The organism is Corynebacterium sp. KPL1995, assembly GCF_000477935.1.
Lineage (GTDB): Bacteria > Actinomycetota > Actinomycetes > Mycobacteriales > Mycobacteriaceae > Corynebacterium > Corynebacterium pseudodiphtheriticum.
In genome coordinates this window covers 1,676,633-1,701,805 of the sequence record NZ_KI515715.1, presented here as the reverse complement: position 1 = coordinate 1,701,805, position 25,173 = coordinate 1,676,633, and the positions used below count along the sequence as shown (strand labels likewise).

The following is a 25,173-nucleotide window of genomic DNA, read 5'->3' as shown; positions in this document are numbered from 1 at the left end:
CCCCAGAACGGAAAGAAAATTGGGACGCTTAAGAACTCAAATACGAAGTATATTGAAAGAAATCTGGTAGCGGTGCTCTACCACCCAAGCGGAAATTTCTTACCAGCGGGCGCAACCTTAAGCCACGTGTGCTCGCAACTGCTTCGTTGTAAAACCTATGTGCAAGCTCAACGCGTACATCCGCATCGACCAGCTTCGCATAATGGGAACTGAGTTCGTGGGCAACAAGGCTGCCGGTTGCAGAATCATCGACAGATTTGTCCGCCACAAACTCTTTGTTGACCCTGGCGGATAGCTCCCGTTCTGCACCTTCTCTCGGAGCCAAATTGCCGTGCGCGAGACGAATCGATTCCACTTCCCTAGCTTGGGGAGCCAAATGGGTACTCACAACAGCAACCACAGCCACTCTACGATCAAGTGCTGCTTGCAATGATTGCAGTGCCGCATCGAGTCGGATGTGCAAGCGATGTAGGCGCTGAGCAGTAAAATAAATCCATAATAATGCACTAACGACACAAATCAATAGCAATGCGAGAGCAAGATCAAACATCATTTGCCGTATCGCACCTTCGTACCGTTGACTACGGTTTCATACACCGTTTCTACCTGCGTTGCGACGGATTCCCAATCAAAGTTGTGTGCACGCTTGATCCCTGCTTCCACTAAACGCCTTCTATGCTCGAAATTATCAACAAGCATTCGCAATACCCGCATGAGGTCAGCGCTATCACCGGTCCGGAACAATACCCCTGCGGGTGATTCGTTCGCTGCATCGCATACAACTTCAAAAGCCTCAAGGTCACTAGCAACGACGGCACATCCTGCCGCCATCGCTTCGACTAACACGATTCCGAAGCTTTCGCCCCCTAAATTGGGTGCGACGTAAATATCAGCACGGCCCAAAATCGCGGCCTTTTCAGCATCACTCACCCGCCCGACGAAATCTATCCCCGGCACTTCGCGCTTGCGTCCTCCGCCCATGATCGTCACACGCACGTCTCGGTCGAGCTGGTGCAGGGCTTCTAATAGCACGTCCAGACCTTTACGCGATTCGTCTAAGCGTCCGAGAAACACGATCTCAACCGGTGCGGTTTTCTCTTCTAACGGAACACGGTGTTGGGCATAGACTGAAGTATCGACGCCATTCGGAATCAGCACCGGGTCACCACCGAGTTGTTCAACTTGCCAGCGACGCGCCATTTCCGACACTGCAATACCCGCTCGAACCTTGTCCAAAACTGGCCGCAAAATCGGCTTAAAAATATTCAAGAGCAAAGAAGACTCCGCTGAGGCATGATAAGTAGCGACTATCGGCCCCTGCGCCATCCGCAGAACCGCCATCGAATAACTCGGTGAATTCGGTTCATGGATGTGTAGAACATCAAACTGTCCTTCACGAAGAAATCTTTTTACGGTTCGACGAACGTGTAGACCAAAGGACAAACGCGCAACTGAGCCGTTATATCGGATGGGAAACGATCCACCGCCCTTAACAACAAAATCAGGAACGTCGGTTTCTTCAGCAGCTGGACCAAGGACACGAACGGTGTGTCCACGAGTAATCAGTATTGTCGCAAGGTCATAGATATGAGCCTGCACCCCGCCCGGTTCATCAAAAGAGTATGGACAGACTATTCCAATGCGCATCGTGAATCGACCTATTTTTCTTCCTGGGTATGCGCGCGCAAAGCATCGAGTTGTTGTTGGCTCATCCGCTCCGGATCGAGGTCTCGCAACCACACGGGCTGCAGCATATGCCAATCTTGCGGAGTTTTCGCGATATTCTCAGCGAATGCATCGGCTAGACGCTGAGTTGTCGATTGCACATCACTGACCTCAATTTCGTGAGTGGCCGCTAGGCCCCAATTCGGCGATGCACCATCGTCAATTCCTTGGTACCACGAGTGCACAGCAAACAAGGTAGCTCCGGTCTCTCTGGCAAGAGCAGCTGGTCCCGCCGCCATGGAAGCAGGTTCGCCGAAGAAATCAACAATCGCTCCGGTATTCTTCAGGTCACGCTCGCATAATAGCGCAACTACCCCACCGTCATTAAGCACTTGTTTAAGGTACGGAAACGGGGGTTTATCCCCACCAGTGAGAGGGATGACATCAAACCCAATCGAGTTGCGATATTCTACGAAAGCGTCAAACAAAGATTCAGGTTTAACTCGCTCGGCAACTGTAGCAAATTGTCCGTAATGGGCGACAACAAACGCACCAGCCATATCCCAATTGCCGGTGTGCGGCAGCGCGAGCACTACTCCACGCCCGCGACTTAGCGCGGCGTCAAAAGCAGAACGCCCAGATACACCTGCAGCGAGCCGTTGCGGCAGGTTGTGTTCGTACTGCATAGTAGGAAGCCGGAAGGCTTCTAACCAATAACGGAAGTAGCTTCGTATTGAGTCGCGTACCAATTGTCTAGTCACGTTTTCAGGTCCGACGACACGGGTCAGATTCTTCCGTAGCTGTTCAGGACCTTTACCATTTCTGCTAACCGCGTCGGCAATTTTTTCAAAGATCCTGCGTGTTAACCATAAAGGCAAACGCCGCACTAGGGACCATCCTGCAAAATAGCCGTAAGCCACGATATTCTCTTGCCATGGAGGGCGTTTGTGTAATCCGAAATCTTTTTTCATGCAGTGGCCTTCCTCGCAATAGAGTCGAGACGCCGGGCCATAGAAATCCGCTGGTAAACCGTAAACACCGAACCGACCGCTAAAATCCACAATGCGAAATCAATCGCGTACGGCACCCCGAGGCCTTGCAGACCAATTCCGGCTAAAGCAACGATCAAACGTTCCGGTCGTTCTACAAGCCCTCCAACCAGATTCAACCCGGACGCTTCACCGCGAGCCTTGACATAACTGATGACTTGTGAAGACACAAGGACCAATAGTGAAGCTACTATCAAAGGTTTTGGGGCGTCGTAAGAATAAATCAGCCACCAAGTAATTGCCGCAAACAGCGCGCCGTCAGTGATTCGGTCGCATGTAGCATCCAATGTCGCTCCGAAACCAGATGCCCCGCCTTTCAGGCGTGCCATCGTGCCATCTATCATGTCGAACGCGGCAAACAGTCCTGACAAAATCGCCGCCCACAATAGAAAGCCTGCAGGAATCAATACGACGGCAATCGCAGTAGTCACAACTGCCCCAATCACCGTCACCATATTCGGGGTTAAGCCAGCAGCAATTGCCAATTTGGCGAGGGGTTCTACAACCACTGCCGCGGGTTTTCGACCATGAACGCTAAGCATCGGTGGCGTTATTCACTCCCTCATTATCAGTATTTTCTGCGGCAATTTCTGCCCAGCCTTCCGCCAGAATACTGCGTGTATCCGCTAGTAACTCCGGCAACACCTTAATTCCATCAATTATTGTCAAGAAATTGGCGTCACCTTGCCAACGCGGCACCACATGCATGTGTAAGTGGTCGCGAACGCTACCGCCACTAGCCCCGCCGAGATTCATGCCGACATTGACCGCATGTGGACTGGAAACATGCTTTAAAACCCGAATGGCCATCTGGGTGTACTGGAACAATTCCACCGACTCTTCGAAATCCAAGTCTTCCAGATTCGAAACTTTTCTATACGGAACTACCAGCATATGACCTGCATTGTAAGGGTACAGATTCAGCAAAGCATAGACCTTTTCACCTCGTGCAACGATGAGTCCGTCCTCGTCGCTTTTCTTTGGTGCCTCAAGGAAGGGATCTTCGCTTTTTGCTGCAATATAAGCCTTACGATACGGAGCCCACAGGCGCTGCAAACGATCCGCTTCCCCAGCGCCCTGGTCAACCCACTGCTGCTCGTTAATCTCGTTTGCCAAAGGTCTCCTTCGACGGTGCATCGTTACGACGCTGAACGATCCACTCACTAATCAACGTAACCGCCTCAGCGACGGGAACCCCGTTTAACTGTGTGCCGTCGAGGAAACGGAATGATACTGCCCCGGCCTCCACATCACGTCCACCGGCGAGTAACATAAATGGGATTTTCCCGGTGGTGTGGTTACGAATTTTTTTCTGCATCCGGTCGTCGGAAGTATCCACGTCCGCGCGAATGCCCCGTGCTCGCAACTGTGCCGTGATCTCTTCCAAGTGAGGAACAAACTCATCAGCTACCGGGATGCCCATCACTTGCTGCGGCGCAAGCCAGGCCGGAAATACGCCGGCGTAGTGTTCGAGCAAAACCCCAAAGAAACGTTCAATTGATCCGAACAGGGCGCGGTGCACCATGATCGGGCGTTTTTTGCTGCCATCTGGCGCCGTATATTCGAGCTCGAAACGCTCCGGTAAGTTGAAGTCCAGCTGAACGGTCGACATCTGCCAAGTACGACCGATGGCATCGCGCGCCTGGACCGAAATCTTCGGCCCGTAAAATGCAGCACCTTCGGGGTCCGGCACCAAGCTCAGCCCCGAAGAATCAGCGACGCGTTGCAAAATGGCAGTCGAGCGCTCCCAGATCTCATCAGAACCAACGAACTTCTTCGGATCTTTGGTGGAAAGTTCTAGATAGAAATCATCCAACCCATAGTCACGCAGTAGAGAAATGATGAAATCGATGACTTTCCGAAGCTCATCTTCCAGCTGGTCTTCCGTGCAATAAATGTGGGCATCGTCCTGAGTGAAGCCACGTGCACGGGTCAGGCCGTGAACGACTCCTGATTTTTCGTAACGATAAACCGTACCAAATTCAAACAGACGCAAAGGCAATTCGCGATAGGAACGTCCCCGTGACGCGAAAATCAGATTATGCATCGGACAATTCATTGGCTTAGCGTAATAGTCTTGCGGCGGCTTAGTAACGCTGCCTTCCGCATCATATTCACCGTCAAGCTGCATTGGCGGAAACATGCCCTCGGAATAGAAGTCCAGATGGCCAGATTTACGGAACAGATCCCCCTTAGTCAAGTGTGGGGTGTTGACAAAAGAGTATCCAGCTTCAATGTGGCGACGGCGCGAAAATTCTTCCATTTCCATGCGCACGGTGGCACCATTGGGATGGAAGACTGGGAACCCGGAACCAATTTCTTCTGGAAAGGAGAAAAGGTCCAATTCAGCGCCAAGCCGCCGATGGTCACGCTTTTCGGCTTCCTCCATCATCGTCTGATACGCCTCTAAAGCTTCAGACGATTCCCATGCAGTCCCATAAACTCGCTGCAAATCAGCTTGCGACTGGTCACCACGCCAATATGCTGCCGAAGCCCGAGTCAGGCTAAAGGCTGGGATGTACTTCGTCGTCGGAAGATGTGGGCCACGACAGAGGTCCGACCATTCCACGTCACCGGTGCGGGGGTTGAGGTTGTCGTAGTATGTCAGCTCTCCGGCGCCGACTTCCGTCGCCTCATCCGAATCCGGATCCACGTTTCCCTTATCGGCTACCAGCTCAAGCTTAAACGGTTCGTCAGCAAGTGCTAACTCAGCGGCAGCGGAATCAGCGAAAACACCACGGACAAAACGTTGTCCTGTCTTGATGATCTTTTTCATCCGTTTTTCGATCTTTTTCAGATCATCGGGAGTGAATGGTTCTGCGACCTGGAAATCGTAATAGAAGCCGTTGTCGATGGCCGGGCCAATTCCCAACTTCGTGCCAGGAAATTCTTTTTGCACAGCCTGCGCTAGTACGTGCGCACAGGAGTGGCGGATGACTCCACGGCCTTCTACAGAGCCTGCGATAATTGGCCAGAAATCGCCATTGGTTTCGGGAACATGGCTAAGGTCTTTTAGCGCGCCATCGGCGTCTTTGACGCACACGACCGCTTCCGGACCTTTATTAGGAAACCCAAGCTCCTTCATTGCAGCACCAACTGGTGTGCCAGCATTAACGCTAAAAGGCTGTGCGGGGTTCGCCAAAGGCTCGAGTGTGTGGACCATGAAAGTTTGCGCTCCTTTGCGCTCATTGGCTGCGGCATACCTGGCCGCAGCCTGAAGAAAACTAGTTACCGAGCTATTTTAGCGCCTCAGGTTTTACACGTTGCATCCAGGCTAGCCAACACCAGCTCAGAGACATACAGCACTCACGCTTACCCCTTACCATGAGTCTCTAATAAGGATTGCCCCCAATACTCATCTCGTCCCTTACCTTCTACATCGGTTCCGGGAGGGATAGCCCAGACCGAAGATCCAATGTGCGTAATCCACTCGTTAAGTCTGTCGACTTCGTCTAAACGGCTTTGAATCGGAATAAATTGCTCACGCGGGTCCTGCTGGAAACAGATAAATATCAACCCTGAATTCGAAAGCTGACCGTCTCCCGGCTCTGGGGGCAAATCGTAGCTAAACGGACGACGCAAGAGTTTCTGTTGCGGTTTGTCTAGCGGATTGCGCGCACGTGCCATGTGACTGGTGGGATCAATAACAGGTAGTCCAAATTTATCGCGGGCAGCAAAATCTGGATCATCGTGTTCTTCTGTTCCGGTCAATGGAGCCCCGGAATCGAGTTTCCGTCCCATAGCATTTTCGCGGGATGCCCGGTCTAGTTTCTCCCATGTATCCAAGTTCATCCGAATGCGTCGAATAACCATCGCGCTACCACCATGTATCCATGATGGTGCAGGAGAGTCATCTGCGATAAAAACTTGGTTGGCAAATTCTTGCTCTGACCTAGGATTTACAGTTCCATCGAATTGTCCGAAAAGATTACGCGGCGTAGTGGACTTAGCACGGGCGCCATCAGCATGGTTGAATCCTTGTTGCAACCACGCCACATCGACGTAATCTACGCCAGAACGAATCATATGACGCAATGCATAGGCCGCTGTAATTGGCTCATCAGAGCCGATCTGCAGCATTAAATCGGCTTCACCCCACTGGGGATCTAATTGATCACGGTCAAATTTTGGCAACGGCGCCAACCAGTCTGGACGCTGGTCTTCAGCACCGATGACGGTAAACAGCCCTGGACCAAAGCCAACAGTGATGGTCAGGTTTCCAGGAATATTCAACAATTCAGGCTCCAACGTGCCACGGGGTGCGATACCGGCGGTCAATCGCCGTGCGTCCTCGGTCCATAGCTTCAGAAGCCTGGCTACTCCAACGCGGTCCACACCTTCCTTCAGGTTGAAAGCAACTATATTGGCGCGTGCCTGCTGTGCTTCTTTAATTCCTGCCTGATGTTCACCATCGAATTCCACGACGGCGTTTTGCAACCTTACGTCAGCCATGCCATCGCTACCGGGAGCACCGTTTCGGCTTTCCCGGCCTACCGTAGACTGCTGAGCTTGGGAGCATCCCTGCAAAGCCATCGCGGAAGCGCCAGTGCTTAAACCAGCGAGAAAGTGCCTGCGTGAAAAACCAGCCACGAAACTAGCTCCTTTTTAATGCTATTGCCCGTTGTCGTTTAGGTTCTTTCCTCAGCGTTGCGGTCGCTGCCGCGATAGTGTCGCAAGGAATTAACGATTCTTACTTGTGGTCGCCGTGGTCGTGACCTTCATGATCATGGTCGCTATGGCCGTGACTGTCATGGTCATGGCCATAGCGACCTTCTAGATCACCATATTTTTCATCTCCCGCACCGATAGTACGGACCGGAACGGGTTCTAGGTCCACTTCCGTGCCGTCACTAAGCTTGAGTGTGATGACGATTTCGTCGCCAGCAGAGATTTCTTCGTCATACTCCATGATCATCAAGTGACCGCCACCAGGCTGCAGTTTGTGTGACTCCCCGGCAGAAATTTTCAATTCCTCTTCCCGCTCTCGCATGGAACCATTGACAACCTCATGGATTTCGTACCGCGCCTCACCTAAGCTCGTGGTGAAGCTTTCGATGACGATGTCTTCACCGGAGGTGTTTTTCAGTTCACCGAAAATAGCTGTCATCGGTTCACCAGCAGCTTTCGCCTTGACCACGCCATCCTCCAGAATAAGCTCACTGTCGGCTGATTCCGTTGCTTTTGTGGTCGATTCGGCGGTAGAGCTTTCAGAAGTCGCCGGATTAGCACTACTGTCAGCTTCATCATTCGCGCATGCAGCCAAGGTCAAACCTGCTGTCAGAAAAAGAGCGGTCAATGGTAGGGCTTTGTGCTTCATGATTTTCATCCTTTTCGCTTTAGACGACTTACACTAACTAGATTGCATTGTTTTACAGTGTGCCAGATTCCCATTGCACAGGACGGATACCGTGCTCGAGATTTGCACACAATTCCAGTTATTAGTTATCGAACCGCTTACGTTTTTGGATCAACAACACAATAACCGCAAGAGCAGCAGCGACAGCACCGATCGCAATAATGATGCTGGCAGCACCGATGCCATCCGACTCGTCAGCATTGTCAGCAGATTCATCTGTCTCGGTGGATTTGCTATCTGCATTGGACCCCGAGTTGGTAGATCCCTCGGCATCAGATTCATCACCAACGATAAACTCCAGACCACCGCGGGTCGCATGGCCGTCAGATGAGGTGATCTGATAGCCCAGGGAATATGCCCCATCAGGAGTATCGAGACCATCTGGCACCTCGACTGTCAGCATCCTCCCGTCCAGCACTGGCTCAGCATCAAAGACAGTTCGACCATTCGAATCCGTTACCGCAACTGTGTTAAAGCCTTCGCGTGGTTCTCCAGAAAATTCAAGAACAATGGTCTCTGGGAATTCCTCAACGACAGCACCATCAGCAGGGTTACTATCAACGACAACATCATGAGCTGACGCATGTGGCATAGACAACCACAAAGCAGCTGCACTCAAGGCGGTCGCCGCCAAGCCTGCGTTCATACGGCGTAGATGTGTTTTCTGAGCACCATTGCCCATCAAGTTCGGCCTCCGTTTTGTTCACTAGGTGTTGAGCTTCGGACGAGTCTCACATGAGTAGTCGTTACACCTAAACGATTAGTTCCGACAAACACCAGTTTACTAAAGTTATCTCGCCCACAATGCCAAAGTGCAAGCCATTCCATGCAAGCATGCGAAAGCGCCGCTTCTCCATATAAAGAAGCGGCGCTAGCCCTTTTCGGGGAACCAGAGCGGATGACGAGACTCGAACTCGCGACCCTCACCTTGGCAAGGTGATGCGCTACCAACTGCGCTACATCCGCAAAAGAAAACCACAGGCCCGGTTTCCTTGGAGAAATTCGACGTCGTCGAGATTTCTCGTGTGCGCGATACTGGACTTGAACCAGTGACCCCTACCGTGTCGAGGTAGTGCTCTACCAACTGAGCTAATCGCGCCAACAATGACGAGCTTGCCGCCATTGTGACTAGAGGTGGAAACGGGAATCGAACCCGTGTGCACGGTTTTGCAGACCGTTGCCTCACCACTCGGCCATTCCACCGTGGCAATACCGCCTCTAACAGGATACCCAAAAATCGGGAACCAGAGCGGATGACGAGACTCGAACTCGCGACCCTCACCTTGGCAAGGTGATGCGCTACCAACTGCGCTACATCCGCGGGCGAGGACACCGTGAGATGTGCCCTCTGTGCGCGATACTGGACTTGAACCAGTGACCCCTACCGTGTCGAGGTAGTGCTCTACCAACTGAGCTAATCGCGCTAGCCTATGGAGTTTTCACTCGACGCTCAACACCAGGGCCAGCCCATCAAAAATGGAGCCAGAACCGGCGCTTTGCGCTGAGCGGATGACGAGACTCGAACTCGCGACCCTCACCTTGGCAAGGTGATGCGCTACCAACTGCGCTACATCCGCAAGCAGTGCTTCGTGCACTGCTTAAGAGACTCTAGTGGCACCACTGCAGAAATACCAAATCACGAGGTGAGACCCATATCCGAGCCCTTCACCTATACGAGCCTATACCTCAACGAGTCTTTAAAAACACCCCACTTGATCGTCTCCCGAATCTACGACGGTAATGTGAGCGATATGTACAAGTGGCCCAGCATCGATCAACTTATCGGCCCAGAACGGCGAAACCAAGACGATTACTGGGTTCGCGCAGTCTTTGCAAGCACCATCACCGGCTCTACATCTGTCAACGGCAGTTCACAGGATCTGGGCAACCAGCTCGATACGGAATTATTACTAGGGCTTCGCGAATGGGCAGAGGTAATAGTCGTCGGTTCAGGAACTGTTCGTGCAGAAGACTATGCCGGCGTCCAACCAACCGATAAAAAACCCAACCCAGCGCCGCTGGCAGTCATGACTTCATCACTAGATTTCGACTACGATTCACGATTTTTTCACGACTACCATGTCCCGCATTTGTTCATGGTGCCCGAATCTTCGTTGCAGGATCCAACCAACTACACCAAGGTTCAAAAGTTGCAAGCCTTCGGAGAAGTTATTTCCACCGGCAGCGGTACAGTACGGGAATGTATAACGACATTGGTCAATCGTGGCTTTGTACGCATTAGCTGCGAAGGTGGCCCTTCGATCTTGGGCGGCCTAATTTCGGCAAACGCTGTAGATCAGTTCTATCTCACTATCGATCCTACATTGACCAACGCGGTAGAATCACCGATTACTCGCTGCACCAGTGACACAACCGTCAAACACAAAATGCGTTTAGAATCTTCCATGCACTGCCCAGATAGCACACTCTTTCTGCGCTATGGCCACCCGCGGGTAAACTCAATGTGATGAAGGAACTCAAGCTACCGCAGGTGTCTAATCAGCACTTACAGGCTTTTTTATGGCCACTCGCTATCCTGCTTGGGTTGCAGCTGGTGTTGGTCGACAGCTTCAACGGAGCAGTAACCGACGACTTCACAACCGTCTATTCTGCTCTACAACGCTTCCTTGACGGAGAGAATGTTTATCAACAGATCTACCACCACACTGATCCGTTGTACCTTTACAATCCAGGCGCTACGCTTTTGCTGTCCCCACTCGGATTTGTTACCCATGCTGGAATTGCACGAGCATTATTCATCTTCGCTAATTTCGGCGCCATCATAGTCTCGTTGGGCATCTTAATCCGAATGTTCGGATTTTCCCTGCGGAATCCTATTTTTCCACTGACGATCACAGTAGCCACCCTGACCGAATCTGTCCGCAATACCCTTATTTTTTCCAACATCAACGGTCTACTCCTACTTGCACTCGTAAGCTACCTATGGTGCTTGACTGACGATCGCCGTTGGGCCCGTTGGACTGGCGGGATCATCATCGGACTCGCGATTCTCATCAAGCCGCAGTTTGCCCCACTGCTATTTTTACCTTTGGTTATGCGCTGGTGGTTCACGATATTCGTAGGCATCGCGGTGCCCTTAGTTCTCAACTTCGTCGCTTGGCCAATAACCCCTGGTGCTGACAACTACCGCACAGAACTCATCCCGCATCTACGTCAGACTCGAGATTTCGCTAATTCCTCATTACCGGGGCTCGCCGAATATTTCGCCATGCCCAGCTGGCTTTACTACTTATTGTGGATCTTTTTTGCGGGGCTAGCCGTCATTTCAGTACTCACACTGTTATCTCTGCGTAAAAAAGACCATCTGCTCTGGCTTGTCACTACATCTGGAGTATTGTTCTGCGGTGTCTTCTTCTTGTCTTCTTTAGGGCAAATGTATTATTCCATGCTGCTGTTTCCAATGATTTTCAGCGTAGCCAGGCAACGCAGCGTGTTCCATATCTGGCCATCGTGGTTAGCAGCAATTTTGTTCTTACTTCCAGTAAGTTGGGCTACCACATGGACACCGCGTGACTTTCCCCCACTGGGGATATGGCTAAACTATTTCGCTGCAACCGCTGGCTGGGGCCTATTGCTCTTGACCACGGTGTGCTGTTCCGTAGCATGGCATTTACACGACCGACAGCATACGGACTCGCAACTCGGTAGTTAACTGCGGGCCATGCACCGGAAGCCCAGATAAGAGCGTCCGGAAAATGAAACACCTGCGATACTTACTCCCGCTTACGCAGGCGTAGAATATCCCCCATGACAGATTTTTCCTTGATTGCCGATGACCAATGGCGCAAACGCCTCAGCGCGGAAGAATACCGTGTGCTCAGAGAAGGCGGCACGGAAGCTCCACACACTGGTGAATACACAAACACGACCACTGAGGGCATTTATTCCTGTCGAGCGTGCGGTGCAGAATTATTCCGCTCTAACCAAAAATTTTCGTCACATTGCGGCTGGCCATCGTTCTTTTCGCCACTGGCTGGTGATTCCGTCATTGAGCGGGAAGATCGCTCACACGGAATGGTACGTACGGAAGTCCTCTGCGCCAGCTGTCACTCACATTTGGGACACGTATTCGCTGGGGAAGGCTATGACACCCCCACCGATTTACGCTACTGCATTAATTCGGTGGCGATGACGCTCAAAGAATCCTAAGTCTGGCAGGCTTGAGGTGCGAGTAGCACTAGCACCTCAAACGACGAAATACCGGCGGTATTGAATTCGCTAGTCCTTTTCTAGGGCTTAGGGAAGGATCTGCACTAACTCGTCCAAGTTTTCCACCATTCGACCGGTGTAAAACGGCAATTCTTCACGTACGTGCAACCGGGCCTCCGTGTAGCGCATAGTGTGCATCAAATCAACAATGCGCCCCAAGTCTTGGGCTTCAAACGACAACATCCATTCGTAATCACTCAGCACGAAGGCAGCGATGGTATTAGCACGCACATCTGCAAAATCACGCGCTTTCAAGCCATGTTCGCGAAGAATACGGGCACGTTTTTCCTCGTCTATGATGTACCAGTCATATGAGCGAATGAACGGGTAAACGCAGCACCACTTTTCAGGCGATTCTCCCATAATGAAAGCTGGGAGGTGCCGTTTGTTGAATTCTGACGGGCGGTGCACACCATTTCCTGCCCATACCAACGAACTCGCCTTACCCAGAGAAGTCTCACGACGGAATGCGGCAAAAGCCGCTTGCAACTCCTCAAAGTTTTCTGCATGCCACCAGATCATGAAATCAGCATCGGCTTTCATACCCGCAAGATCATAAATACCACGAACGGTCACGAGACCTTCGTCGGCAAGCTTGTCGAAAAACTCTTGCGCCTCAGCTGCCATTCGCTCGCGCGATGTTTTATCGCCAGCAGTAAATCCCTTGTCAAGCTTAAACACCGCGTGCTGGCTGTAACGCTGCAGCTTATTCAGCTCATCGTAATTCAGTTCTTGTTGGGCTTCGTGTTCAGACGCCGACATGAAAACCTCCTGGTTTTGCAAGTTTGGTTCGCAAAATTATCGTGACAAGCAAAGTTTCTGGAGTGGTTTGTGCACAAGGCACAAAGCGAAACCCAAAAGCAGTGCTCACCGAAAAGCGACCACGCAATAGGTGGTACTGCCACCAATCCTACCCCACGGCGCGCCTTCACCACTATGAAGAGTCTCAACATTAGGTTGAACCTTGTGAATGAGACAGATGCGTCGATGAACTTGCAGGGCACCACTGCTTCTAAGTTAGAGCGTGGCCTGACACCCCCGGCTTTTAGCGAAGCCGTGGAATCAATGCACCAGGCTAACCTGCGTCAAGGTATTTCACTCGGGACAATCCGCCCTCCCCAGCGATTAGCACCTTTTAGCCATGCAATAGGCCTGGAAGTAGACCATCTCGATAAAGAAAACACCCCGACCGATTCTGAAGGCGATGCTTTCGGTCGGCTGATTCTCTTGCATGACCCCGGAGCACAGGAATCGTGGGAAGGGGAAATGCGGTTAGTCGCCTACATCCAGGCCGACATGGAGTCAGCAGTTGCTACCGATCCTTTGTTACCCGACGTTGCATGGCAATGGCTCGAAGAAGGTTTAGAAACGCACTCTGCTGGCTACACAAACCTTGGAGGTACCGTCACTTCTACAACCTCAGTCCGCTTTGGCGAAGTCGGTGGCCCTCCTCGCGCTTACCAACTCGAATTGCGGGCATCGTGGACAGCGAAAAACAATCAACTTGCCGATCATGTGGACGCCTTTGCAGAAGTGCTCGCCCATATCGCTGGTCTACCACCAGAAGGGGTAAGTCAGCTACGTCGCTAAAGCTATGCCGCGAAAGCCTTCCCGTTTATAATCTTGCTGACTCATCTATCAGCGTATCGCCTCAAACTGAAAGATCATGACCGAATTCCTTCGTCGCCCAGCCGCGGGTATCCCGCCCGTACTGACAACCCCTCAGGACTTTCACGAAGCGGCGGAGGCAATCGCCGGTGGGCACGGACCAATCGCGATTGATACGGAACGTGCTTCCGCATTTCGCTACAACGATCGCGCTTTTTTAGTCCAGATTAAACGTGCGGGTGCCGGTACCTTTCTTTTCGCACCAGAAGGCGTCCGCCAGCACCTCACCGAAGCCTTATCACCCGTCATCAACAGCCTAACTTGGGTGGTACACGCTGCAGTATCAGATCTTCCCTGTCTTGCCTGGCTTGGGCTGTACCCAGCACAGCTACTTGACACAGAACTCGGCGGTCGTTTAGCTGGCTTATCCCGTGTCAGTCTCGCTGCAATGTATGAGGATTTACTTGGCATACGCGTAGCCAAAGAACACAGCGCGCAAAACTGGTCCTCGACGCCGTTACCCAAACCATGGGTCGCTTATGCTGCTCTCGATGTCGAAAAATTACTCGAGCTGGCTGCCGAGGTAGAGTATCTTTTACGCAGCCAAGGCAAGTGGGAATGGGCACTGGAAGAGTTCGAGTATGTGCGCAACCAACACGCCACAATCACCGGACCAGAACCCCGCGCGTGGCATTTGATGAAAGGGATGCGCGGACTCAAAATACCTCGACAGTTGGCAGTTGCCCGCGAGCTGTGGCTAATTCGGGAGACCACTGCAGCAAACGATGATGTTGCACCAGGCAGTCTACTACCGAATAAGGTCCTACTCGCCTTCGCTAATATCCGCCCCAACACGCTTTCTCAGTTAACACGCGTTCGTGGCTCACAAAATTCACGGTTAGCACCAGAAGTGTGGTTGACCGCAATTCAACAGGCTGAAGCATTAGCAGAGGCGGAGCTTCCAATTCCTGGAAAAGGAGAATTAGCGTATTGGTATTCGTCGGGTGGCATTAATACCCGGAATTGGAAGAAAAACGACCCCGACTCTTGGAATACCTGGCAACTCATTCGGGACGATCTCAATGTCTTCGCCGACGAATTTACTGTGCCTACAGAGAACTTAATCAGCGTTGCCAAGGCAAAAAATCTCACCTGGGATATTACCGTCGCGAAAACCATTCTTTCCGAAGGCGATCTAGAAGCGTCTTTTACAAAACACGGTTTGCGCGAATGGCAAAAAGATATTATCTGGCCTATTTTTGCTGATTTTCTTCCAAGCTAAGCTCTGCAAGCACATTAGCGATGCCGGTCTCGTCAAGCCCGACCTCATGCAGCAATTCGTTACGTGAAGCATGCAATGGAAACACCGATGGGAATCCCAAATGCCGCACAGGCACATCTATCCCTGCTGCAGCGAATTCTTCAGCAATCAGCGATCCAATACCACCGCGGACAATACCATCTTCTACGGTCACAACGACATCGTGATCAGCCGCCAAGCTGAACAAGGATTCCGCTACTGGGACAACCCAACCGGGATCAACGACGGTCACGTTGGAATAGGTTTTTGCCGCAGATACCGCTGCCTCGACCATGGCTCCCATAGCGATCACCAAAACTGAACGAGTTGCCGGAGTAGATTCTTCAGTAACTTTATCGGCGTAATAAACAATATCGACACCATCACGAAGATTCGCCCAAGCTGGAATTTCGGCAGGCAAGTTTCCTTTGGGAAAACGCACAAGCGTAGGCCCGTCGTCGACAAGCAGCGCCTCACGGAACAAACGGCCCAATTGCGCCCCATCTCGCGGTGCAGCGATACGGACTCCTGGTACGACGCTCGCCACAGACATATCCCAAACCCCATTGTGACTTGCGCCATCTGAACCAGTAACGCCTGCGCGGTCCAGGACCAAGGTGACGGGTTGCTTGAGCAACGCTACGTCCATCAAAAGCTGATCAAAGGCGCGGTTTAAAAAGGTGGAATACACTGCAACAACGGGATGCATTCCTGCTAGCGCCAGACCGGAGGCTGAAGCGACCGCGTGTTGTTCCGCGATCCCTACATCGAAAAAACGATCTGGAAAGCGCTGTGCAAATGGCGTCAAACCAGTAGGGCCCGCCATCGCGGCAGTGATCGCAACAATATCTGAGCGTTTCTCAGCAGCCGCAAGCAGTTCTTCAGTAAATACTTGAGTCCAGCCAGGCTGAGATTTCGAGATCGGCAGCCCCGTAGCCGGATCGATCGCACCGGTAGAGTGCATCTGGTCGGCTTCATCGTTAACCGCATGTGCGTAGCCGTGCCCCTTTTCGGTCACAACATGCACGATAAGCGGGCCATGGTGCGTTTTTGCATAGCTAAAAGCTTGTTCCAGAGCATCAAAATCATGACCATCGACAGGGCCAACATATTTCATGCCCAAATCCGGGAACATCTCTGTCGGCAAGACCGTATGCTTCACACCTTCCTTGAAAGCGTGAAGCGCATCAAACGCACGATTGCCAACCCACCCCATAGACTTCAGAGTTTTCTTTCCATGTTCCATCAGGCCGTCGTATGGTCCAGAAATGCGCAGGTTAGCCAGATTTTCAGCGAAGCCACCAATCGTCGGCGAATAACTACGTCCGTTATCATTAACGACGATGACTACGTTTCGGTCTTTTCCTGCGGCGATGTTATTCAGCGCTTCCCAGCACATGCCACCAGTCAACGCACCATCACCGACAACCGCCACTACGTTATGTTGTCCTCGCCCGTCCAGAGCGAATCCCTTTGACAAACCATCCGCATAAGCGAGTGATGCTGAAGCATGTGACGATTCTGTCCAGTCATGCTCGGATTCAGCGCGAGCGGTGTAACCAGACAAACCATCTTTTTGACGCAAAGTAGAAAAAAGGTGTGCACGACCGGTCACTATTTTATGCACGTAAGATTGGTGGGAGGTGTCGAAGATAAAGGGCTCATCCGGGGAATCGAATACTCGGTGCAAAGCCAACGTTAATTCCACCACACCAAGGTTCGGCCCCAAGTGGCCGCCTGTCACCGACACGTTCTCGATGAGAAAGTCACGAACTTCCTCGGCTAATTGCGGGAGTTGTTCTTGGGACAAAGCCTTGAGGTCGGCGGGAGTCTGTATTCCGCGAAGAAGGCTCATTGTCTCTACCTCAACTCCTCGTCTCATCTGCATTCGTCGGTAACTAACGTATCCATCTTACTCGCTACCTCCCTAGAAATCGGAACCGGCGATTTACTAGGAAAAATCTTACTGTTCACGTGCGTGTTAAGCAGATTTTCTTAATAACGCCATAAGTTCGAAGTGATGTGTTCCCGGGAATGCATTTATTAACGTGAGCTTGTCGACCCGATACCCATTATCAGACCAGCTCCTTAAATCACGCGCGCAAGTTGCCGGATCACAACCAATGTGAACCACTGTTTTCGGGTCGGCCGCAGCTATTTCGTCGATTACAGCTGCCCCTGCCCCTTTGCGTGGCGGATCGAGAACTACGCAATCAGGAGCGGCTAACTGAGCAACTGCTTTTTCTACGTGTTGTTTATGCATCGAAACGTTAAGCCCTTGCAGTGCTGGTTGTGTATTCTCCAGAGCTGCTGAAGAAGTATCGACGCTGTGCAGCACTGAATCCGCAGGGTTTTCCGGGCTCAATGCTCGCGCAATTGCAGGTATAAACAGACCAACGCCCCCGTACAGATCCCAGCCGATTTTTCCTGCGGGTTGTCCAGGATCAGCTAGCCATTCCTCAATAATCGCACTATACGCCTGAGGTGCTGCGCGGTGCGCTTGCCAAAATGCGGTGACTGGAAAACGGAATGTTTTGCCATCAACGATCTCGGTGACCTCGCCGCTGCCTTCTAAAACTCTTTCGACTTTCTCCAAGCGCTTCCCACGCCCCGTTTTGCGCGACTCCACGACATGCCGTTGACCAGTTGAATCAATTGCCACAATCAATTCTGCACCCGGCCGGAAACGGCGAGCTCCGGTTCCAACGATGCCTTCGCTAAGACCATCGACGAGCTGACTACAGGGATACTGTGTAACCAGTTCATGACTATGCTTTTTCCGGAGACCAGCTTTCCCATTCTCATCCACACCGAACCGCACCCGGGTGCGCCAACCGCGTACAGGGGCAAGCTCAACGGCGTTGAGTTCTGGCAGCTCTATTTCCGAAAATTTCCCTATTCGCGCGAGCTGATCAAGAAAAACCGAACGCTTCAGTTCCGTTTCCTGGGTGGTATCAAGCGTCGCAAAGTCACAACACCCAGCTCCGGCGGCAGCCGCCTGACAGGTTGGCTTGCCACGATATTTACTGGGGCTGATAACTTCTAGGATCTCACCAGTAACGAAAGATTTCTTTTCTTTCGTAATATCAATTTTTACTCTGTCACCAGGATAAGCAGAAGCAACAAATACCACGCGTCCATCGTCCGCAGTACCAATGCCGACACCACCATGTCCCATCCGGTCAATGGAAAGTTCGAGGTTAGGCACGCTTATCGCTGCTCCTTTTCATTCGTAGGCTGAGCAACGCCTTCATCATCACCGTGCTCACGAGACTTGGTCCCACCAGCAGCCTCCCTAACTGCTTGTTGCGCATCAGCTATGCGGGGCGATTGTTGTTGGCTTTGCGCTTGCCGCTGCTGCATTGCCTGTTGTACCTGCTGCATTAGGCTAGCGGGCATTGTGACCGGTAACGAATTACCTGCCAAAATAGGCTTATCTCCCCGGTAGACGAAAGTCCGCGCAATAACTTCACGTGCCAATTCCGCGAGTTTATCTGCCCGTTGGGCCGGACCGGCCAACGTTACCCGCAACATCCACCGTGGCCGTTCCGCACCAATCACGCGTGTTACAGCCTGTTTGTTTTCACCAACGACCTCTCTACCCCAAGGACCTTGTTCAAAAGTGACCTCGGCACCGCTTTGTTTCATGCTTTGCGCAATCTCATCAGCAGCTTCCTCCCACTGGCCAGCCGATGATGGTGCAGCGAAAGCAATCGGAGTGAGCCGACCATAGTGGGTGACCAAGTGGAGCATCTTCGGACCTTTTTCACCCATTTCAACCTGTACCTGCGAATCTTTCGGTACGGCAAGCTTCAGTGAACCAAGGTCTAACAAACCGGAGGAAAAATCACCAAAGTCGAATTCATTAATGTCAACGGTGTCTCCGTCGAATGGTCCGGTTTCCCCTATCGCTCCAGCTTCCACGGGAATAATCGGTGCATCGTGAGCAGATACTGCAGAATCTGCATTTTCCTGCGCCTCGGCACTAGTTCCCGTCGCCTTCTCGTTGGCAACAGCTGAAGTTTGAGCGCCAGCGCGGTCGCTCTCCAGGTTCATTTGTGCATCCCGCTGAGCCTCCCCACTGGATTTCTCATTCGCGTTCGCCCTAGCTTGTTGCGCTGGTTTTTTCTTTTTCGAAAATCCAAACTTCGAAACTCCAAACAACGCCATAACTAGTGTTGTCCTTTCCCGCAGTAATATGCATACTACGTCTTTAAGCTAAATACCGATTTTGGGTTCAAATGTTTTGCGTGACAGAAACCGAAGCGTGCCCAGCTAATGGGTACCGGTGGAGCCGTAGCCACTAGAACCACGAGCAGTCTCATCCAATTGTTCAACTTCCACAAAGTCCACAAGCTCAACGCGCTGAATCACCAATTGCGCTATCCGCATACCACGAGTGATCTCAATAGGTGAGACTCGATCAAGATTAATCAGACACACTTTGATCTCACCACGATATTGCGCATCAATTGTTCCTGGAGAATTAACGATACTCAAGCCTTGACGTGCAGCTAGTCCAGAGCGTGGATGCACCAAACCTACGGTCCCCTCCGGTAACGCAATAGCAATTCCGGTTCCGACCACAGCCCTTTGGCCTGGTTCCAAAGTAATATCTTCGGTTGCGCACAAATCAGCGCCTGCGTCACCCGCGTGGGCTCGAGTCGGTAAAGCTATTTCCGGATCCAGTAGCTGGATTTTTATCGGACTCAAATCAGACAAGCTCATGTACGCAGACTACCCTGTATGCAAAGTAGTCGTCGGACAAAGGCTGCACTGAACAAGACAATCGCTCCCCATTGCTTTTTACTCAAGCGCCCAGGGTTGAGGTTCTGTAGTTTTCGCGGGCTAAAATATCTCTCATGAGCGAAGTAAAATCTGCCCCGGAAATTCTCTACCACGAGCGCCAATGGGTGCCTTGGCATTGGTGGTTGATTGCATTGGCAGCAGTGACGGTTGGCACCGGGCAATTAGCCCTGAACCGTAATTTGTGGTGGTTTGCCGTGCCCTTTTTGATTTTCGCTGCGCTCGCCATATGGGTTCTTTTCCACCTGTCCTCAACCGTCATCCAGGTAGAAAAAGATTTTGACGGCACTCGCTGGCTAATTACCGGAGATGCACAATTACCCGCGGATATTGTAAGTCGGAGCTTGGCTGTTCCTAAAAGTGCACGGCGGAACGCAATGGGGCCGCAGCTGGACCCTGCAGCTTTTCTTGCCACCCACAGCTGGGTACCGCACTTGGCCATGCTCGTATTGGATGATAAAGACGATCCGACCCCGTACTGGCTAGTTAGCTCGAAAGACCCCCAAGCCTTGCTCGAAGCCTTTTTACCCGATCAAGCACTGGACGCTGTGCGCCAAATGCAGGGCTAGCTCACTTTAGACGGAAACAATGCCACCTCCAGGGTGGCGCTCAGAGACGATGATTCCGGCTGACATATTATAGCCCCGGAGCACGAAAGAATCAGGCACAGTCCAGGCAAATCTTTTGCCCATCTTCTTCATGTGAAAGGCGTTTGTTTCGCTGCACTAAAAAGCAGCTATCGCAGATAAACTCGTCGGCCTGGCGTGGCACGACTTTCACGTTCAGTTCTTCGCCAGATACGTCGACTGTTGGTGGCTCAAATGGCTCGACAATTTCGCCGTCTTCATCCATCGGGTCAGAATCGTTCTCCGCTGCCTTCAGCCCTTCCAGCGAATCTGCTTCCAGTTCATCTTCCGGTCGAGTACGAGCCGCATCGTAATCAGTAGCCATTTATCCACGTCCTATTGGGTAGTTGATCAGCAAACAGCTGATCTTTGTCTATGTGGGACGGATACTAAGGCAAAATAACTATATTGTCATATTTGCAGCTCAAGCGTGGTTTTGAAACCATTATTGGTTTACTGGCAATGATGCTAGCGCACCCGCGCCCCGTAGGATTTCATCCATGGTTTCAGCTATGCCAGGCGCGTACGCCACCAAGACTTCTCCTGCGCTGCCTTCAGTCGAGAGCTTCGGTGCGCAGACCACTGCACCGGCTTCTTGTGCAATCAACATCCCTGCGGCATAGTCCCACTTATTCAACGCTGCCTCATAGAAGGCATCAACTTGGCCACTAGCTACCCGACAGAGATCTAACGCTGCAGACCCCATCCGACGAATATCTCTCACGTCCCCCAGCAATCGCGCCAGAATGCTCGCTTGTTGAAGCCGCCGGTCGCTCAGGTAGGAAAATCCAGTAGCGACCAATGCGGCAGATGAATCAGTTATAGAATTCGTGCGCAATCTTTTCGGCTTTTTGACGAGAGTGAAACCGTCGGACGATTTCACTGTATGAGGGCTTGTAGCGTACGCCCCACCGCCTATATGCGCGGAATACATCACGTCACCAGCGACGTTATAAACCGCTCCGGCAACAGGGACGGATCCCCATACCGCAGCGACTGACACTGCGTATTCTGGAATACCGTACAAAAAATTCACTGTTCCGTCGATCGGATCAATGATCCAATCGATACCGGTCGACCCCTGCTGTCCAGCGCCTTCCTCCCCGACCACGCCATCGTTTGGACGTAATGTCAGCAGCTTTTCAACCAGTGCGCTCTCGGTTGCTTTATCAACGGCCGTGACCGGATCGACCGAACTGCTCTTTGTTTCTACTGTGTCAGCGATGTCAGATATCGTGCCTATTTCATTGGAACTGCGAGAAATAACTTCCCCGCCCAATTCTGCTAGCCCGCACGCAATCTCCTTAAGCCCGGCGGGAGACAAGTCCTGATGCATGCTTTGATGCTCAACAAAAGCGTTTATTACTTGTTCTCGGGACATAGTCATGCTTTTATCTTAGCCATTCCAGTATTTTGTGGACTCTGATCACGAATCATTGCTTGCTCGTGCGCTAGTCTGTCATCCATGCAAGAACAGCAACTCGGTTTTGGCATCGACATCGGCGGCTCCGGCACGAAGGGCGCGCTGGTCGATTTGCAAACAGGCGATTTTATTGGTGAACGCATCAAGTTCGAGACCCCCAGGCCCTCTACTCCAGAGGCAGTCGCGGCCACCGCTGCACGCATTGTTGAATTAGCAGAATGGGACGGACCTATCGGGATCACTCTGCCCGGTGTCGTCCGCGGTTCATCAATGTTGACTGCAGCGAATATCGACGCCTCGTGGCTGCATACCAACATCCATGACGCATTTCAGTCAGTTCTTGGCGCACGTGACATCACTTTCTTGAACGACGCCGACGCCGCCGGTTTGGCAGAAGTCGCCTATGGTAATCCTCAATCGAGAAGTGGCGCTGTCATATTTTTGACTCTTGGCACTGGTATCGGGTCGGCTTTTCTAGTGGATGGCAAGCTGTTTCCAAATACTGAGCTAGGACATCTTTTCGTTGGTGAAGAAGAGGCAGAAAAGATTGCTTCGTCGGGCGTCAAAAAATCGCTTGGGCTAAGCTTCACAGAATGGGCACCACGGCTAGAAAAAGTTCTTGCCGAATACGAACGGCTCTTCAATCCCTCGGCTTTTGTCATTGGTGGCGGTATTTCGCGCAAATCTGCACGCTGGCTACCGCTCTTAGAAATTTCAACACCAATTATCCCTGCGACCCTCCTGAATCGGGCGGGGATAGTCGGCGCAGCCTTAGCCGCACATTCCCCTGATTACCTGGCAGGTTAATGGAAACATCCGTGAACCACAGATTGATGGACCGCGTTGTCACCCCCTGACAACGCAAAACCATACGGTGTCCGTTATACTGGGCGCTCATTCCCTAGCATCTACTATGGTGTTGGTGTGACATGGTCCTCACACCGGCGTCCACAACACGCTGTATACATAGGTAGGCTAGATCATTGATGTCAGCACAATCCGGCGAAAGGGCGTACGTGTCAGCCACTGAATCTTCCGATCAGTCTCTTGCTGAGGGCGCACCCAGTTCTGCTCGCGCGCAAAGCGCGAAAAAAGCAACTAGGAAGTCAACCAGCAAGCCGAAGACCGCAAAGGCAACAACCGACAAGGTCCCGCAAAGCGGTGTGTCCATCGATCCCGAAGAAATCTCGCCTGCAACCGCACCGGTAGCGGATCCACTACTCGATGAACCTGGAGACGACGAAGACACCGACGTTGAGCCGGATCTTGCCGACGCCGATGCATTTGTAGACGAACCCCTAGACGATGATCCAGAACCCGCTGAACCGGAGCTCGGCGAAGAGGATGACGACGAAGATGTCGGCAGTTCCGTCTGGGACGAAGATGAATCTGCAGCTCTCCGCCAAGCCCGCAAGGACGCCGAGCTAACAGCATCAGCGGATTCAGTGCGCGCGTACCTAAAGCAAATTGGTAAAGTCGCGCTGCTCAATGCAGAACAAGAAGTTTCTCTTGCAGAACGTATCGAAGCCGGCCTGTATGCACAGTTCCGCATAGAAGAAATGTCGAAGGCTTTGGAAGCCGGAGACAAACAGGCAAAACTATCGCCTGCGCTCAAGCGTGATCTCCGGTCCATCGCTCGTGATGGCCGAAAAGCTAAGAACCACCTACTTGAAGCCAACCTTCGTCTTGTGGTCTCACTCGCTAAGCGTTACACGGGACGCGGTATGGCGTTCTTGGATTTGATCCAAGAAGGTAACTTGGGATTGATCCGAGCAGTTGAAAAATTCGACTACACCAAGGGTTATAAGTTTTCTACTTACGCCACCTGGTGGATTCGTCAAGCAATTACCCGCGCGATGGCAGACCAAGCCCGGACCATCCGTATTCCAGTACACATGGTTGAGGTCATCAATAAACTGGGCCGTATTCAGCGCGAACTACTGCAGGATCTAGGCCGCGAGCCGACCCCCCAGGAACTCGCGAAAGAAATGGACATCACCGAAGAAAAGGTGATGGAGATCCAACAATATGCCCGCGAACCAATTTCGTTGGATCAAACCATCGGCGACGAGGGAGATAGCCAGCTCGGTGACTTCATTGAAGATTCTGAGGCTGTAATCGCGGTCGACGCAGTTTCCTTCACCCTGTTGCAAGACCAGTTGCAAGATGTCTTAACGACGTTGTCTGAACGGGAGGCTGGAGTGGTCCGGTTACGCTTCGGTTTGACTGACGGCATGCCACGCACCCTGGATGAAATCGGACAGGTGTACGGAGTTACCCGGGAGCGTATTCGCCAGATTGAATCGAAGACAATGTCGAAGTTGCGCCACCCTTCTCGTTCACAAGTATTGCGGGATTACCTCGATTAAGCTTTTAAAGCTGACATCGCAAAATCCTCACCCGCTCATATGCGGGTGAGGATTTTGCGTATTTATTATGCGCTCATGTCCCGAGCGCTGGAAGAGCGGCCGAAACAATGCAAAAGCGAGGCCAAACTAGCTGTCGTAATTCTCCACATTCGTGTTGATGCATTGCTCAATGGCATCCTCATCATCACCGTGTTGGTCAATACAGTCAACAATCCCCGCCTCATCGAAAATATTGTAGACAGCAACCATGATTATTACTCCTACGATCATCGACAGAATCGAAGTCACCAACCCCACCACCGACATCACGGTGCGCCGGTTTTCCGGGCGACGTTTTCGACCGACAACCAGGGCTACAATCGCAAGAATCGTGCCGATAATGCCAAGCAACGAGCCGAATACAACAATTGATCCGAGCAATGACAAAATGCCAACCCCTAGCGCCCACGGCGCAACTGGGTTTTTCGACTCTTGCTGTGTTTCGAATCCGCCGTATTGTGGAGCCGAATATCCTCCAGCGTAGTACGCATCATGTGCAGTGTGATTCTCCACGGACTGATCCTGGTTTACAGAAAAATCATAACCTCCGGATCCATATCCTTCATTGCCAGATTCGAAGCCGGAATTTTTGCCTTCCGCATACTCGCCGTATTGGCCGTCAGAATTGTTTGGATTATTGGGGGTAGTCATCTACTTTGCTATCCCTTCACGCATAGATGTAATTAACTATTTTTACCTTAC

General features: G+C 51.9%; 25 protein-coding genes and 6 tRNA genes. 8 read left to right on the top strand and 23 right to left on the bottom strand.

Annotated elements, in window-relative coordinates:
* Positions 1-28: 28 nt before the first annotated feature.
* The 15 genes from HMPREF1292_RS07550 to HMPREF1292_RS07480 form a co-directional block, all read right to left on the bottom strand.
* A complete protein-coding gene (locus HMPREF1292_RS07550; protein ID WP_023019393.1) occupies positions 29-553 on the bottom strand; it encodes a hypothetical protein in 525 nt (174 codons plus the stop codon).
* Positions 550-1,647 carry a glycosyltransferase family 4 protein gene (locus tag HMPREF1292_RS07545; RefSeq protein ID WP_021352570.1) on the bottom strand — a complete coding sequence of 366 codons (1,098 nt, stop codon included), beginning with the start codon at positions 1,645-1,647 and terminating at the stop codon, positions 550-552. Before HMPREF1292_RS07545 ends, HMPREF1292_RS07550 begins: the two co-directional genes overlap by 4 nt.
* Positions 1,648-1,658: 11 nt before the next feature.
* On the bottom strand, positions 1,659-2,636 hold the full coding sequence (locus HMPREF1292_RS07540; RefSeq protein ID WP_023019392.1) for a phosphatidylinositol mannoside acyltransferase: 978 nt from the start codon (positions 2,634-2,636) through the stop codon (positions 1,659-1,661).
* Entirely contained in the window at positions 2,633-3,256 is a 624-nt protein-coding gene (gene pgsA, locus HMPREF1292_RS07535; RefSeq protein WP_021352572.1) for a phosphatidylinositol phosphate synthase, read from the bottom strand. The genes HMPREF1292_RS07540 and pgsA overlap by 4 nt, the downstream gene beginning before the upstream one ends.
* The gene (locus HMPREF1292_RS07530; RefSeq protein ID WP_024272711.1) at positions 3,249-3,851 is read right to left on the bottom strand and encodes an HIT domain-containing protein; all 603 of its coding nucleotides are present in this window, start codon (positions 3,849-3,851) and stop codon (positions 3,249-3,251) included. Before HMPREF1292_RS07530 ends, pgsA begins: the two co-directional genes overlap by 8 nt.
* The gene (thrS, locus tag HMPREF1292_RS07525; protein ID WP_023019391.1) at positions 3,814-5,877 is read right to left on the bottom strand and encodes a threonine--tRNA ligase; all 2,064 of its coding nucleotides are present in this window, start codon (positions 5,875-5,877) and stop codon (positions 3,814-3,816) included. Before thrS ends, HMPREF1292_RS07530 begins: the two co-directional genes overlap by 38 nt.
* A 149-nt stretch (positions 5,878-6,026) precedes the next feature.
* Complete coding sequence (locus tag HMPREF1292_RS07520) at positions 6,027-7,247, bottom strand: Dyp-type peroxidase (RefSeq protein WP_081703772.1); 1,221 nt, start codon at positions 7,245-7,247, stop codon at positions 6,027-6,029.
* 157 nt (positions 7,248-7,404) lie between these two features.
* Positions 7,405-8,031 carry a copper chaperone PCu(A)C gene (locus HMPREF1292_RS07515; protein ID WP_023019390.1) on the bottom strand — a complete coding sequence of 209 codons (627 nt, stop codon included), beginning with the start codon at positions 8,029-8,031 and terminating at the stop codon, positions 7,405-7,407.
* Positions 8,032-8,152: 121 nt separating this feature from the next.
* The gene (locus tag HMPREF1292_RS07510) at positions 8,153-8,752 is read right to left on the bottom strand and encodes a copper resistance protein CopC (RefSeq protein ID WP_023019389.1); all 600 of its coding nucleotides are present in this window, start codon (positions 8,750-8,752) and stop codon (positions 8,153-8,155) included.
* Between the two features lie 211 nt (positions 8,753-8,963).
* Positions 8,964-9,036 (bottom strand) — tRNA-Gly (locus tag HMPREF1292_RS07505).
* A gap of 60 nt (positions 9,037-9,096) precedes the next feature.
* Positions 9,097-9,169: transfer RNA gene (locus HMPREF1292_RS07500), tRNA-Val, on the bottom strand.
* Between the two features lie 33 nt (positions 9,170-9,202).
* A tRNA-Cys gene (locus HMPREF1292_RS07495) sits at positions 9,203-9,273 on the bottom strand.
* A gap of 45 nt (positions 9,274-9,318) precedes the next feature.
* Positions 9,319-9,391, bottom strand: a tRNA-Gly gene (locus HMPREF1292_RS07490).
* Between the two features lie 30 nt (positions 9,392-9,421).
* Positions 9,422-9,494: transfer RNA gene (locus HMPREF1292_RS07485), tRNA-Val, on the bottom strand.
* 80 nt (positions 9,495-9,574) lie between these two features.
* A tRNA-Gly gene (locus HMPREF1292_RS07480) sits at positions 9,575-9,647 on the bottom strand.
* 135 nt (positions 9,648-9,782) lie between these two features.
* Between HMPREF1292_RS07480 and HMPREF1292_RS07475 the strand changes: the two genes are divergently transcribed.
* The 3 genes from HMPREF1292_RS07475 (at position 9,783) to msrB (ending at position 12,240) form a co-directional block, all read left to right on the top strand.
* Entirely contained in the window at positions 9,783-10,538 is a 756-nt protein-coding gene (locus tag HMPREF1292_RS07475) for a dihydrofolate reductase family protein (protein WP_161970021.1), read from the top strand.
* Positions 10,538-11,743: a glycosyltransferase family 87 protein gene (locus HMPREF1292_RS07470; protein WP_023019387.1), complete on the top strand. Its 1,206-nt coding sequence runs from the start codon at positions 10,538-10,540 to the stop codon at positions 11,741-11,743. Before HMPREF1292_RS07475 ends, HMPREF1292_RS07470 begins: the two co-directional genes overlap by 1 nt.
* A gap of 95 nt (positions 11,744-11,838) precedes the next feature.
* Positions 11,839-12,240 (top strand): peptide-methionine (R)-S-oxide reductase MsrB, encoded by a 402-nt coding sequence (gene msrB / locus HMPREF1292_RS07465; protein ID WP_021352582.1) that lies wholly within the window; start codon positions 11,839-11,841, stop codon positions 12,238-12,240.
* Positions 12,241-12,327: 87 nt separating this feature from the next.
* Here msrB and hemQ read toward each other — a convergent pair whose 3' ends face one another.
* Complete coding sequence (hemQ, locus tag HMPREF1292_RS07460) at positions 12,328-13,062, bottom strand: hydrogen peroxide-dependent heme synthase (RefSeq protein ID WP_023019386.1); 735 nt, start codon at positions 13,060-13,062, stop codon at positions 12,328-12,330.
* A 225-nt stretch (positions 13,063-13,287) separates the two neighbouring features.
* On the opposite strand from hemQ, the gene HMPREF1292_RS07455 reads away from it, so the two are divergent.
* Both HMPREF1292_RS07455 and HMPREF1292_RS07450 read left to right on the top strand, forming a co-directional pair.
* The gene (locus HMPREF1292_RS07455; protein ID WP_051137467.1) at positions 13,288-13,890 is read left to right on the top strand and encodes a DUF3000 domain-containing protein; all 603 of its coding nucleotides are present in this window, start codon (positions 13,288-13,290) and stop codon (positions 13,888-13,890) included.
* 76 nt (positions 13,891-13,966) lie between these two features.
* On the top strand, positions 13,967-15,190 hold the full coding sequence (locus HMPREF1292_RS07450) for an HRDC domain-containing protein (protein ID WP_023019384.1): 1,224 nt from the start codon (positions 13,967-13,969) through the stop codon (positions 15,188-15,190).
* Here HMPREF1292_RS07450 and dxs read toward each other — a convergent pair.
* From dxs to dut, 4 genes are all read right to left on the bottom strand, one after another.
* The gene (gene dxs, locus HMPREF1292_RS07445) at positions 15,162-17,063 is read right to left on the bottom strand and encodes a 1-deoxy-D-xylulose-5-phosphate synthase (protein WP_023019383.1); all 1,902 of its coding nucleotides are present in this window, start codon (positions 17,061-17,063) and stop codon (positions 15,162-15,164) included. The genes HMPREF1292_RS07450 and dxs overlap by 29 nt on opposite strands.
* 126 nt (positions 17,064-17,189) lie before the next feature.
* Complete coding sequence (locus HMPREF1292_RS07440) at positions 17,190-18,416, bottom strand: class I SAM-dependent RNA methyltransferase (protein ID WP_023019382.1); 1,227 nt, start codon at positions 18,414-18,416, stop codon at positions 17,190-17,192.
* Between the two features lie 2 nt (positions 18,417-18,418).
* Positions 18,419-19,378 carry a DUF3710 domain-containing protein gene (locus HMPREF1292_RS07435; protein WP_023019381.1) on the bottom strand — a complete coding sequence of 320 codons (960 nt, stop codon included), beginning with the start codon at positions 19,376-19,378 and terminating at the stop codon, positions 18,419-18,421.
* A 105-nt stretch (positions 19,379-19,483) separates the two neighbouring features.
* The gene (gene dut / locus HMPREF1292_RS07430) at positions 19,484-19,936 is read right to left on the bottom strand and encodes a dUTP diphosphatase (RefSeq protein WP_023019380.1); all 453 of its coding nucleotides are present in this window, start codon (positions 19,934-19,936) and stop codon (positions 19,484-19,486) included.
* Between the two features lie 134 nt (positions 19,937-20,070).
* Here dut and HMPREF1292_RS07425 point away from each other — a divergent pair, with 134 nt between their 5' ends.
* A complete protein-coding gene (locus tag HMPREF1292_RS07425; RefSeq protein ID WP_023019379.1) occupies positions 20,071-20,583 on the top strand; it encodes a DUF3093 domain-containing protein in 513 nt (170 codons plus the stop codon).
* 91 nt (positions 20,584-20,674) lie between these two features.
* Here HMPREF1292_RS07425 and HMPREF1292_RS07420 read toward each other — a convergent pair whose 3' ends face one another.
* Positions 20,675-20,965, bottom strand: coding sequence for a DUF4193 domain-containing protein (locus HMPREF1292_RS07420; RefSeq protein WP_023019378.1), 291 nt, complete (start codon positions 20,963-20,965; stop codon positions 20,675-20,677).
* Positions 20,966-21,085: 120 nt separating this feature from the next.
* Positions 21,086-22,027 (bottom strand): inositol monophosphatase family protein, encoded by a 942-nt coding sequence (locus tag HMPREF1292_RS07415; RefSeq protein WP_232218018.1) that lies wholly within the window; start codon positions 22,025-22,027, stop codon positions 21,086-21,088.
* Positions 22,028-22,105: 78 nt separating this feature from the next.
* On the opposite strand from HMPREF1292_RS07415, the gene ppgK reads away from it, so the two are divergent.
* Both ppgK and HMPREF1292_RS07405 read left to right on the top strand, forming a co-directional pair.
* A complete protein-coding gene (gene ppgK / locus HMPREF1292_RS07410) occupies positions 22,106-22,870 on the top strand; it encodes a polyphosphate--glucose phosphotransferase (protein WP_021352594.1) in 765 nt (254 codons plus the stop codon).
* Between the two features lie 179 nt (positions 22,871-23,049).
* Positions 23,050-24,432 carry an RNA polymerase sigma factor gene (locus HMPREF1292_RS07405; RefSeq protein WP_023019376.1) on the top strand — a complete coding sequence of 461 codons (1,383 nt, stop codon included), beginning with the start codon at positions 23,050-23,052 and terminating at the stop codon, positions 24,430-24,432.
* Between the two features lie 126 nt (positions 24,433-24,558).
* On the opposite strand, the gene HMPREF1292_RS07400 is transcribed toward HMPREF1292_RS07405, so the two are convergent.
* Positions 24,559-25,122: a tripartite tricarboxylate transporter TctB family protein gene (locus HMPREF1292_RS07400; RefSeq protein WP_023019375.1), complete on the bottom strand. Its 564-nt coding sequence runs from the start codon at positions 25,120-25,122 to the stop codon at positions 24,559-24,561.
* Positions 25,123-25,173 lie beyond the last annotated feature (51 nt).